Below are 12,767 nucleotides of genomic sequence, written 5' to 3' on the forward strand. Positions count from 1 at the left end.
GTCGTCTTTTTTCATATTACGCTGTGATCCAAGCTTCGTTAGCTGGATTTTTACGCCACTCTTGTAATTTTTTCGTTTCAGCTTGTCCGATCATACCTTTTTCTGCTGCTACTTCAGTTAATGCACTGTAGTCGCTTAAAGAGTATGATGCTACGTTAGCTGCTTCTAGTTTTTCTTTTCCTGCTTCTAACTCGTATGTGAAGATTGATACGATTCCTAATACTTCACAGCCTGCTTCGCGAAGTGCTTCTACACATGTAATTGCACTACCACCAGTTGAAATTAAGTCTTCTACTACTACAACTTTTTGACCTTTTTCAGCTTTTCCTTCAATTTGATTCCCTTTACCGTGGCCTTTTGCTTTACTACGTACGTAGCACATTGGTAAATTCATACGATCGCTTACCCATGCAGCGTGCGCAATACCAGCAGTTGCTGTTCCTGCAATAACTTCTACAGTTGGGAAGTGCTCTTTAATTAACTCTTCTAATCCAGCTGCAATCGCTTGACGTACTTTTGGATAAGATAAAGTTAAACGGTTATCACAATAAATTGGTGATTTCATACCTGAAGACCAAGTGAATGGATCATTCGGTTGTAAAAATACTGCTCCAATTTCTAATAAATGCGATGCGATTTCTTTTTTCATACTGTTACACCTTCCCACTGTTGTTTTACTGTTTTATACGCTTCAAGCGGATTTTCTGCTTTTGTAATACTACGTCCAACTACGATGTAGCTTGAGCCAAGTTCCCTCGCACGTTTCGGTGTTGCTACGCGCACCTGATCATTCACATCATCGCTTGCAAGACGGATCCCCGGTGTTACTGTTACAAATTCATTCCCGCATACTTCACGTAATTTTGGAACTTCAAGCGTTGAGCAAACAACGCCATCAAGTCCACTTTCTTTCGTTAATTTTGCATAATGAGCAACCGCTTCTTCTAACGTTTTCTCAATGCCGATCTCTTTTTTCATCATAGCTTCCGAAGTGCTTGTTAGTTGTGTAACTGCAATACAAATCGGTCTCTCTTTTCCTTCTTGCTTACCTTCCTCTAATCCCTCAATCGCAGCTTTCATCATACTGCTTCCCCCAGCAGCATGAACATTTACCATATCAACATCTAGACTAGCTAGGCTACGCATAGCGCTTTTTACTGTATTCGGAATATCATGAAGTTTTAAATCTAGAAAGATTTTATGTCCTTTTTCTTTTAAGTACGTAATAATCGCAGGGCCTTCTTTGTAAAATAACTCCATACCAACTTTGACAAATAACTCTTCCCCTTCAAAGTGGCGCAAGAATTGTTCTACATCTTGTTTCCCCGGAAAATCTAGTGCAACGATTAACGACTGTGACATGTTTGCTTCCAGCTCCTTCCTTGACATTCCGAAATGTGATCAAATCCTAATTCATCTAGTAATGCTGGTAACTCTTCAATAATTGTCGGACATACGAACGGATCTATGAAGTTTGCTGTACCTACTGCAACTGCGCTTGCACCAGCGTAGAAGAACTCAATTACATCTTCTGCTGACTCAATACCACCCATTCCGATAATTGGAATGTTAACCGCTTGGCTTACTTCATGTACCATACGAATTGCTACTGGCTTAATCGCAGGACCTGATAGTCCGCCCGTACGGTTTGCTAAAATTGGTTGAGCTGTTTTTAAATCTAGACGCATACCAAGCAATGTATTAATCATCGTTAAACCATCTGCACCTGCATTTTCAATCGCTTTTGCAATTTCCACAATGTTTGCCACGTTCGGTGACAATTTCACGTATACAGGTACTTCAGAAACCTCTTTTACTCGCTTCGTTAAATCAGCAGCAATTTCAGGATTTGTACCAAAAGCGATACCACCTGTTTTTACGTTCGGACAAGAAATATTTAATTCTAGTGCATGGACATTAGGCGCTTTAGAAATTTCCTTTGCAACTGCTACGTAATCCTCAGCTTGTGAGCCCGCAACATTCGCAATGATTGGAAGATCAAATTGTTCTAACCATGGTAATTCAGAATTCATTACTTTTTCTAAACCTGGGTTTTGAAGTCCGATTGCATTTAACATGCCGCCTGGTGTTTCAGCAACACGAGGCGTCGGATTTCCATAACGTGGTTGTTCTGTCGTCGCTTTAATCATGATTGATCCTAGTACACTTAAATCGTAAAACTGTGCATATTCACGACCAAATCCAAAGCATCCAGATGCCGGTATAATTGGATTTTTTAATGACAATCCTGGTAATTCAACTTGCAATCTGTTCATAGTACAACCTCCCCAATTGGAAATACCGGTCCGTCGCTACACACCTTCTTGTAAGAATGTCCACTTGGATCTTCTTGTAAGTGGCATACACATGCGAAACAAGCTCCAATACCACAACCCATACGTTCTTCTAATGAAATATAGGCTTTTTTCTCTTTGTAACGTCCCTCTAATGCACGAAGCATCGCTAACGGGCCACATGAATAAAGAATGTCAAAGTCGATTCCGTAATTATCAATTACATCTGTAACAAATCCCTTTGTACCGTGTGTGCCGTCTACTGTTGCAACGTACGTATCACCAAGTTCTGCAAATTTTTCTTCATAGAAAACAACATCTTTCGTTTGAAAACCTAAGATGTGAATCACACGTACCCCTTTTGCAACGAGGCGCTGTGATAATTCATAAAGTGGTGGTACCCCAATTCCCCCGCCTACTAATAAAGCCGTTTGTCCTGTTTCTGCTTCTTCTACAGGAAAACCGTGTCCTAGTGGTCCTAGTACATCTACCATTTCACCTTGTTTTCTAGTTGCTAATGTTTTTGTCCCTTGTCCTTCCGCACGATATAGCATTGTAAACTCGTTCTTCTCTTGATCTACATTACAAATACTAATCGGGCGGCGCAGAAGGGGCGCAATGCCCTCTGCTACCTTAATGTGTACAAACTGCCCTGGTTCGTTCATTTGCTGTACTAATGTTCCTTGAAGCACTAATTCGTAAATGTTTTTTGCGATTTCTTTTTGGTTAACGACGATCATATTTTGCTTTTGCATCATGCATGTACCACCTCGTGACGCTTTGTTTGCGTAATTTCTTTCATTGAATGAGCTGAGAATGTCATAGATTCTAATACTCGTAAGATTGCTCTCGTTGTATCAAGTGATGTTAAGCAAGCCACACCGTTTTCTACTGATTCACGGCGAATGCGGAAACCATCACGCGCTGGTTGTTTTCCTTTTGTTAATGTATTGATTACAAACTGTGCTTTTCCTTGGCGGATAATATCTAGTAAGTTGTAGTCTTCAGAATCAATTTTGTTTACAACTTGTACTGGGATATTTTGCTCTGCTAATGTTTGTGCCGTTCCAGCTGTTGCTAATAAGTTATAGCCGATTTCATGGAAACGTTTTGCAATTTCCATCGCCTCTTCTTTATCTTTATCCGCTACAGTGATGATTACGGATCCGTGCGTTGGGATGTTAATTCCTGAGGCAACTAACCCTTTGTATAATGCTTTTTCAAGCGTTAAGTCTTTCCCCATTACTTCCCCTGTTGATTTCATTTCAGGTCCTAATGTTGTATCAACTGAGCGTAGTTTCGCAAATGAGAATACTGGTGCTTTTACATACACTTCTTTCTCTTCTGGGTGATAGCCCGTTCCGTATCCTTGCTCTATTAGGTTTTGACCTAAAATAACTTTCGTTGCAACATTCGCCATCGGTACGCCTGTAATTTTACTTAAGAATGGTACTGTACGGCTCGCACGTGGGTTTACTTCAATTACATACACTTGATCTTTGAATACTACAAACTGGATATTTAGTAACCCAACAATGTTTAATCCTTTTCCAAGTGCAATTGTATGTTCAATAATTTGTTCTTTTAGTTCGTCAGATAAGCTTTGTGGTGGATATACTCCAATTGAATCCCCAGAGTGAACTCCAGCGCGTTCAATATGTTCCATAATACCTGGAATGAACACATTCTCACCGTCTGAAATTGCATCTACTTCAATTTCTTTACCAACCATGTAACGGTCGATTAATACCGGATGCTCTGCATGAACTTTAACTGCATTTTTCATGTAGTGCAGTAGTTCTTCTTGACGATATACGATTTCCATCGCCCGTCCACCTAGTACGTAAGATGGTCTTACTAATACTGGGTAACCAATTTCTTCAGCGATTGCTACCGCTTGTTCTACAGTTGTTGCTGTTTTACCAACTGGTTGCGGGATTCCTAATTTTGTTAATGCAGCTTCGAATTTATCTCGATCTTCTGCGCGGTCTAAATCTTCAAGTGATGTTCCTAAAATTTTCACACCGTGTTCTTCTAATTTCGCCGCTAAGTTAATTGCCGTTTGTCCACCGAATTGTACGATAACACCTTCTGGCTTTTCTAAATCGATAATGTGCATTACATCTTCAATCGTTAATGGTTCAAAGTATAATTTGTCAGAAATACTGAAGTCTGTTGAAACTGTTTCTGGGTTGTTATTTACAATGATTGCCTCATATCCAGCTTCTTTAATTGCCCATACAGAGTGAACTGTTGCGTAGTCAAACTCAACACCTTGACCGATACGGATTGGACCAGACCCTAGTACAACCACACTCTTACGATCTGTTATAACCGATTCATTCTCGTCACCGTATGTGCTGTAGTAGTAAGGTGTTGCAGATTCAAACTCTGCCGCACAAGTATCTACCATTTTATAAACAGGAGTCATATTACTTTCTTTACGCATATCGTAAATTTCACGCTCTGTTTTGTTCCAAGCATTGGCGATGTAATGATCACTGAATCCCATTTCTTTTGCAGATTGTAACACTTCCATATTTCCTGCATTTTCTTTTACTTCGTGTTCCATGTTTACGATGTTTTCAATTTTTTGTAAGAAGAAGAAGTCCATTTCACACCATGAATTAATTTCTTCTTTCGTTACACCTTGACGGATTGCTTCTGCTACAACGAACAGACGCTCATCGTCAGCTTTTATAATACGTTTTTTCATTGTTTCTTTATCAAGTTCTTTTAAATGGTTTAATTCTAAGTGATAAATCCCTAGCTCTAAAGAACGAACCGCTTTTAATAATGATTGCTCTAAGTTACGTCCAATTGACATAACTTCACCAGTTGCCTTCATTTGTGTACCAAGCGTTCTGTTTGCTGATTCGAACTTATCAAATGGCCAACGTGGAATTTTTGAAACGACATAGTCTAATGCTGGCTCGAAGCAAGCGTATGTTTTTTGTGTTACTGGATTTACAATTTCATCTAATGTTAAACCGACTGCAATTTTCGCTGCTAACTTCGCAATTGGATATCCAGTTGCTTTAGATGCTAGTGCAGATGAACGACTCACACGCGGATTTACTTCGATTACATAGTATTGGAAGCTATGCGGATCTAGTGCAAGCTGTACGTTACAGCCACCTTCGATTCCTAATGCACGAATAATTCGTAATGAAGTGTTTCGTAACAGTTGATACTCACGGTCACTTAATGTTTGACTCGGTGCTACAACGATTGAATCACCTGTGTGAACCCCAACTGGATCGATATTTTCCATGTTACATACTACAATCGCGTTATCATTCGAATCACGCATTACTTCATATTCAATTTCCTTACAACCAGCAATGCTCTTTTCTAATAAACATTGTGTTACTGGACTATGTTTTAATCCACCTGATACGATTTCAATTAGTTCTTCTTCATTACTACAGATTCCGCCACCTGTTCCCCCCATTGTAAATGCTGGGCGAACAATAACTGGATAACCAATTTCTTTTACAAATTCATGTGCTTCTTCTAGCGTATGAATAATGGTACTAGATGGAATTGGTTCATTTAATTCCTGCATTAATGTACGGAATAAATCACGATCTTCCGCTTGCTCAATTGCTGATAATTTTGTTCCTAAAATTTCAACTCCGCATTCTTCAAGTATGCCTGATTTCGCAAGTTCAACAGCCATATTTAGGCCTGTTTGACCACCTAATGTTGGTAGGATTGCATCTGGACGTTCTTTACGAATGATACGGCTTACGAATTCTAATGTTAATGGTTCTATATATACTTTATCTGCTGTTGCAGTATCTGTCATAATTGTTGCTGGGTTAGAGTTAACAAGGATTACTTTGTAACCTTCTTCTCTAAGAGATTGACAAGCTTGTGTACCAGAGTAATCAAACTCTGCTGCTTGCCCAATTACAATTGGTCCTGATCCGATTACTAAAATTGTGTTAATGTCTAGGCGTTTTGGCATAACTCTTCCCCTTCTTTCTTGAAGTTTTCAATCATTTCTAAGAAATCTTCGAATAAATCATTTGCATCTTCTGGTCCCGCTGAAGCTTCTGGATGGTATTGTACTGTAAATGCTGGAAACTTCGTATGACGAAGACCTTCTACTGTTCCATCATTTAAAGCAACATGTGTAATTTCAAGATTTGTATTTTCAACTGACTCTTCTTCTACTGCGTATCCATGGTTTTGAGAAGTAATTGCTACTTTTCCAGTTGCAAGATTTTTTACTGGATGATTTAAACCACGATGACCGAACTTCAACTTACTTGTATTTGCACCAGATGCTAATGCGAATAACTGATGTCCTAAGCAAATCCCGAATAAAGGAACTTTACCGATAATGTCTTTTAACATTTCAATTGCTTCTGGTACATCTTTTGGATCCCCAGGTCCATTACTTAACATAATTCCATCTGGGCTAAGGCGTAAAATCTCTTCTGCTGTTGTATTGTAAGGTACTACAATTACATCACAGTCACGCTTATTTAATTCTCTTAAAATACCATGTTTCATTCCGAAGTCTACAAGTACAACTCGATGACCACGGCCTGGGCTTGGGTATGGGTCTTTCGTTGATACGCGTTTTACATGATCTGTAAATACTGTCGCTTTTAATTGGCTCACAATGTACTCTACATCTGCATCCATGTTACAAAGTCGTCCGCGTAATGTACCGTATTGACGAATTTTTCTCGTTAATTTTCTCGTATCAATTCCTGCTAATCCTGGAATGTTTCTTTCTTTTAAGTAATCATTTAACGAAATTTCATTACGGAAGTTTGATGGATGATCACAAATTTCATTTACGATTAAACCATTTACAGATGGGTGAATGGATTCAAAATCGTCACGGTTAATGCCGTAGTTTCCGATTAATGGGTACGTAAATGTTACGATTTGACCGCAATATGATGGATCAGATAATGTTTCTTGATATCCAGTCATTCCTGTTGTAAATACAACCTCACCTGACTTTTCGATTTCGCCTCCGAAACCTTTTCCAATTAATACTGTTCCATCTTCTAAGATAAGTTGTCTTTTCATACTAATGCACTCTCCTTTTGCCATGCGATCTTACCGCCAACGATTGTCATTACCGGCCATCCTTGGCATTTCCAACCTGCGAATGGTGTATTTTTTCCTTTTGATAAGAATGTTGTTGGATCAATCTCTTCTTCTTGTTCTAAATCAATGATTGTAATATCAGCTACTCTACCTTCTTTCAGGCGACCTGCTTCTAAACCGAATGTATCAGCTGGTTTTTCTGTTAAGAATTGAATTAACTGTTCTAATGTAATAATTCCTTTTTTCACAAGGTTTGTGTATAGAAGTGGGAATGCTGTTTCAAAACCAGTAATTCCGAATGGTGCTCTTTCAATTCCTTGTGCTTTCTCTTCCGCTGTATGCGGTGCATGGTCAGTTGCGATCATATCGATCGTTCCATCTAATAGCCCTTCAATTAACGCTGCGTGGTCTTCTTTTCCACGAAGCGGTGGGTTCATTTTAAAGTTAGGATCAGCTGATGGGATATCATCTTCACATAACACTAAGTGATGCGGTGTTACTTCTGCTGTTACTTTAATTCCAGCACGTTTTGCATCACGGATTACACGTACAGACCCTTTCGTACTTACGTGACATACGTGATAGTGACAATCTGCCGCTTCAGCAAGCAGTATATCCCTTGCAATATGTACAGATTCACATACTGATGGGATACCGTTTAATCCGTGTTTCTCAGAAAACTTCCCTTCATGTACACAACCTTTATTAATAAGTGTATTTTCTTCACAGTGTGCAACTACTGCCATATTCAACTTCGCTGCACGCTTCATAGCAGCTAGCATCATGCTCGCATCTTGTACGCCTACTCCATCATCAGTGAAAGCGAATGCTCCAAGCTCTTTTAACGTTTCGAAATCTGTCATTTCAGAACCTGCTTGACGTACTGTAATTGCTCCATATGGTAATACATTTACGTGTGCTTTTTCTTTAATACGTTTTTGTAAGTCTTCCATATGTTCCCTGCAATCTGGTACTGGACGTGTATTTGGCATTGCGCAAATTGTAGTGAATCCACCTTTTGCCGCTGCTAGTGTGCCTGTTGCAATTGTTTCTTTATGTTCACCACCTGGCTCACGAAGATGTACATGTACATCTACTAATCCAGGTGCGATTAACTTTCCGTTCACATCGATTACTTCAGCATTATCTGCCGTAATATTTTCTGCTACTTTCGCAATTTTACCGTCTTGTACGAGAAGATCTGTTGCTACGATTATTCCTTCTTCATTCATATAACGACCATTTTTAAACAAATAATTCATGTTTCATTCCTCCTAATACATTTGGTAAGGCGCGTTTTAGTACAGCCATTCTTACGTAAACTCCATTTTCCATTTGTTTAAATATGCGTGAACGCTCACACTCAACAAGTTCACTTGCAATTTCCACATCCCGGTTGAAAGGAGCTGGATGCATAATAATGCTTCCTTCTTTCATACGTTTTTCTCTTTCAAGCGTTAATCCGTGTTTTTCATGATACTCTTTCATAATGTCTGTTTCATAATGATCATGACGCTCATGCTGTACACGAAGTAACATCATTACATCAACTTCTGGAACTAGCTCATCTAAGTTTTTGTACGTTCCAAATGTGTTTTTTTCATCTTTCCACTCTTCTGGGCTTGCAAAATAAATCGTTGCCCCAAGCTTCGTTAATGTTTCAGCATTGGATCGTGCTACTCGGCTATGGCGAATATCTCCAACAATTGCAATCTTTAAACCTTCAAAACTTCCAAACTCTTGTTTAATTGTCAGAAGGTCGAGCAGACATTGCGTTGGATGATTTCCGCATCCATCTCCAGCATTTAAGATTGGAATGTTTACTTGATCTTTTAGCTCATCGAAGTAACGATCTTGCTCGTGGCGGATGACTACCGCTTTTGTTCCGATTGATTCCAGTGTTTTTATCGTGTCGTATAACGTTTCTCCTTTTTGTACGCTAGATGAATCTGCTGAAAAGTTTAATACGTCAAGTCCTAATCTCTTCTCAGCAACTTCGAAGCTAAATCTCGTTCTCGTACTATTCTCAAAGAACAAGTTCGCAACAAAAGTTTGCTCTGTTGTTTTGCTCTCTTTCCCATTCGCGAAATCTTCTGCGTCTTTTAGGATTTCTGAAATTTCTAGTTCCGATAATTCACTCATCGTTAACAAATGGCTCATCGTCATCCCTCATCTTTCTGATTTTTATGATAGCACTTATGGATATTTATAACAACATTTGTATAAAAATACCCTAGTCATGTGAGACTAGGGTGCAAGGAAGAAGCCACCCTTTTCTGTCTCACAGGACTGAATTAAAAGGTTGTTTTTATGAAGCAATCTGCTTAGATTGTTTTATTTGTTTCGTTTCTGGTAGTAGTAGATTTAACAGTACACCTACAATTGCTGCTAGTGCCATTCCTTCTACTTGGAACGATTCTCCTACGTGAAGTACCGCTCCGCCAATACCAATTACTAGTATAACTGATGCAATCATTAAGTTTCGTTTGTCACTTAAATCTGTTCTATCATCTACCATCATGCGTAAACCACTTGATGCGATTACACCGAATAGTAAGATTGATACACCACCCATAACTGGTGTTGGAATCGAGTGGATCAGTGCTGAAATCTTCCCGATAAATCCAAACATGATTGCGAATACTGCTGAACCGATGAATAAGTATACACTGTACGCTCTCGTAATTGCTAGCACACCGATGTTTTCACCGTATGTTGTATTCGGTGGTCCACCGATTAGTGATGCGATTAATGTTGCTACCCCATCCCCAAAGATTGAACGGTGTAAACCTGGTTTTTCAATTAAATCTCTTTTAATAACATTTCCAAGTACAATTTGATGTCCGATATGTTCTGAAATTGTTACTAGTGCTACCGGCACCATTAAGAGTACAATCTTCCACGAAAACTCTGGTGTGTATGTTACAAACGGTACTGTGAAATCAGGTACGACAAACCATTTCGCCTCAGCTACCGGTTTTAAATCTACTAGCCCTTGGAAGTAAGCGAAGATATATCCGCCGATGATTCCAAGTAACACCGGTATGATGCTGAAAAATCCTCTTCCAAATATGGAGCAAATGATTGTAATTGCTAATGTTACTAGTGCTACTGAAAAGTGTGTAATGCTATACTTACCATCCGCACCGTTCATCGCCATGTTCACTGCTGTATGTGCTAAAGCTAAACCGATTACCATTACTACCGGACCAACTACGATTGGCGGAAGTAATTTCATAATCCACGCTGATCCAGATTTCTTAATTCCGATTGAAATTAAGATGTACACCAGTCCTGCAAGTAAACCACCAAGCATCGCTGCTCCGGGGCCACCTGCTGTTTTTGCTGCAATAATCGGTGCGATAAAGGCGAATGATGATCCTAAATACGCAGGTACTTGACCTTTCGTTATAAGAAGAAACGCTAGCGTTCCTAATCCACTTGATATTAACGCTACTGACGGATTCAAGCCTGTTAAAAATGGAACAAGCACTGTTGATCCAAACATCGCGAACAAATGTTGTATACTTAAAAATAACCATTTTCCCGGTTTCGGTACTTCATTAACGTCTAACACTGGCTTTTGTTCCATTGTTACATCCTCCTTCAGTTTAAATCTTTGCAATAAAAAAACTCTTTGTGCCTGTGCACAAAGAGTCCTATACTTTCGTATGCCAAATTCGACATATGAAAGCCAAGACCCTTTGGCAGCCTCACAGGACTACATTTAAAAGGGCTTTACTTATCGTATATACTTACTCGATCTTGTTGATCTGTCTCTTGCAAATCAACTTCGATACGCTCTTCACTTGATGTTGGAATGTTCTTTCCTACATAATCAGCGCGAATTGGTAATTCACGATGTCCTCTATCTACAAGAACAGCTAATTGAATTTGTGATGGTCTTCCTAAATCCATAAGAGCATCCATCGCAGCTCGAACTGTTCTTCCTGTATACAATACATCATCTACAAGGATTACTTTTTTCTTCGTAATATCTACTGGAATATCTGAACCTTTTACTAGTGGTTCTTTATTCTTTGATTGAAGTGTTAAGTCATCACGATATAAAGTTATATCTAACTCTCCTACTTCCATCTCTTTTCCTTCAATTTGACCAATTCGTTCTGCCAAACGTTGTGCAATAAAAATTCCACGTGTTTTAATTCCGACAAGAACACAATTATCCACACCTTTATTTCGTTCCACGATTTCATGACTAATTCGTGTTAAAGCGCGGCGAATCATTTGGTCATCTAAAACGACAGCTTTTTCCTGCATGCTCTACACCTCCAAGCTATTTTTCTTGCGTGAGAGTAATGGTATAAAAAAAGTCCTCTCAGCGTGTGCGAGAGGACTTTTGAAAAAAGGGTACAACATACCCTAAGTATTTCAAACCGTTACCTTCTCAACCTCACGGGGCTGTGTTAAAGGATCATTATTTAACTGTTGTCAGTATCTCAGTTTTCTCATGATTTGTCAATACTATTTCCGTAAAATATTTAAAGTCTCTTCAAACACTTCTGGAATCGGTGCCTCAAACTGAATATATTCACCAGTACGAGGGTGGTCAAATCCTAAAATACCTGCATGAAGTGCCTGTCCATTCATGTCTAATGTTTTCTTTGGTCCATACTTTGGATCTCCTGCAAGTGGATAGCCAATATATTTCATATGAACACGAATTTGGTGTGTACGTCCTGTTTCTAAGCGACATTCTACAAGTGTGAAATCTTTGAAACGCTCTAACACTTGGAAATGCGTAACAGCATGCTTACCATTTTCATCAACTGTCATACTTTGACGTTCTTTCTTATCACGAGCAATCGGAGCATCAATCGTTCCCTTATCATGCGGAATAACACCGTGTACAATCGCTTTGTAACGTCTTGTTACTGTTTTTGCTACAAGTTGATTTACAAGTGATTCGTGTGCCATATCATTTTTAGCAACCATTAATAGGCCAGATGTATCTTTATCAATACGATGCACGATACCAGGACGCATTACACCGTTAATGCCTGATAAATCTGTACAATGATGCATAAGACCATTCACAAGTGTGCCACTTGTATGACCTGGTGCTGGATGTACAACCATACCACGTGGCTTATTTACAACAAGTACATCTGCATCTTCATAATAAATTTCTAAGTTCATATCTTCCGCTTGAATATCTAACTCTTCCGGATCAGGAATCGTTACTGTAATTTCATCATTTTCTTTAACTTTATAATTTACTTTTACCGATTTCCCATTCACTGTTACAACATCATCTTTAATCCATTGCTGTACTTGTGAACGTGACCATTCACTGTTAATTTCTGCAACGAATTTATCGATTCGCTCACTTTTTTGTTCTTCTGCAACTGTTACCTGTACTACTTCACTCATTCA

The 12,767-nt window shown here is 39.0% G+C and carries 11 protein-coding genes; all 11 read right to left on the reverse strand.

Annotated features, from left to right (window positions below):
* Positions 1 to 16 precede the first annotated feature (16 nt).
* The 11 genes from pyrE to MHH42_RS19630 all read right to left on the reverse strand — a co-directional run bounded on the left by pyrE (position 17) and on the right by MHH42_RS19630 (position 12,764).
* Positions 17 to 649, reverse strand: coding sequence for an orotate phosphoribosyltransferase (gene pyrE, locus MHH42_RS19580; RefSeq protein WP_000711460.1), 633 nt, complete (start codon positions 647 to 649; stop codon positions 17 to 19).
* Complete coding sequence (pyrF, locus tag MHH42_RS19585; RefSeq protein WP_000083496.1) at positions 646 to 1,362, reverse strand: orotidine-5'-phosphate decarboxylase; 717 nt, start codon at positions 1,360 to 1,362, stop codon at positions 646 to 648. The genes pyrE and pyrF overlap by 4 nt, the downstream gene beginning before the upstream one ends.
* On the reverse strand, positions 1,347 to 2,276 hold the full coding sequence (gene pyrD, locus MHH42_RS19590; protein WP_001081058.1) for a dihydroorotate oxidase B catalytic subunit: 930 nt from the start codon (positions 2,274 to 2,276) through the stop codon (positions 1,347 to 1,349). The genes pyrF and pyrD overlap by 16 nt, the downstream gene beginning before the upstream one ends.
* Positions 2,273 to 3,052, reverse strand: a complete 780-nt coding sequence (gene pyrK, locus MHH42_RS19595) for a dihydroorotate oxidase B electron transfer subunit (RefSeq protein ID WP_000983363.1) — start codon at positions 3,050 to 3,052, stop codon at positions 2,273 to 2,275. Before pyrK ends, pyrD begins: the two co-directional genes overlap by 4 nt.
* Complete coding sequence (gene carB / locus MHH42_RS19600) at positions 3,049 to 6,267, reverse strand: carbamoyl-phosphate synthase large subunit (RefSeq protein WP_340893925.1); 3,219 nt, start codon at positions 6,265 to 6,267, stop codon at positions 3,049 to 3,051. Before carB ends, pyrK begins: the two co-directional genes overlap by 4 nt.
* Positions 6,252 to 7,349, reverse strand: a complete 1,098-nt coding sequence (locus MHH42_RS19605) for a carbamoyl phosphate synthase small subunit (RefSeq protein WP_000828672.1) — start codon at positions 7,347 to 7,349, stop codon at positions 6,252 to 6,254. The genes carB and MHH42_RS19605 overlap by 16 nt, the downstream gene beginning before the upstream one ends.
* Entirely contained in the window at positions 7,346 to 8,632 is a 1,287-nt protein-coding gene (gene pyrC / locus MHH42_RS19610) for a dihydroorotase (RefSeq protein ID WP_001108362.1), read from the reverse strand. The genes MHH42_RS19605 and pyrC overlap by 4 nt, the downstream gene beginning before the upstream one ends.
* Entirely contained in the window at positions 8,616 to 9,530 is a 915-nt protein-coding gene (gene pyrB, locus MHH42_RS19615; RefSeq protein WP_000018838.1) for an aspartate carbamoyltransferase, read from the reverse strand. Before pyrB ends, pyrC begins: the two co-directional genes overlap by 17 nt.
* Positions 9,531 to 9,678: 148 nt before the next feature.
* A complete protein-coding gene (uraA, locus tag MHH42_RS19620; protein ID WP_000435916.1) occupies positions 9,679 to 10,962 on the reverse strand; it encodes a uracil permease in 1,284 nt (427 codons plus the stop codon).
* Between the two features lie 146 nt (positions 10,963 to 11,108).
* On the reverse strand, positions 11,109 to 11,651 hold the full coding sequence (gene pyrR, locus MHH42_RS19625) for a bifunctional pyrimidine operon transcriptional regulator/uracil phosphoribosyltransferase (RefSeq protein WP_001156491.1): 543 nt from the start codon (positions 11,649 to 11,651) through the stop codon (positions 11,109 to 11,111).
* Positions 11,652 to 11,855: 204 nt separating this feature from the next.
* Complete coding sequence (locus tag MHH42_RS19630; protein ID WP_000005848.1) at positions 11,856 to 12,764, reverse strand: RluA family pseudouridine synthase; 909 nt, start codon at positions 12,762 to 12,764, stop codon at positions 11,856 to 11,858.
* Positions 12,765 to 12,767 lie beyond the last annotated feature (3 nt).

This window comes from Bacillus sp. FSL L8-0099, from assembly GCF_038006385.1.
GTDB lineage: Bacteria > Bacillota > Bacilli > Bacillales > Bacillaceae_G > Bacillus_A > Bacillus_A toyonensis.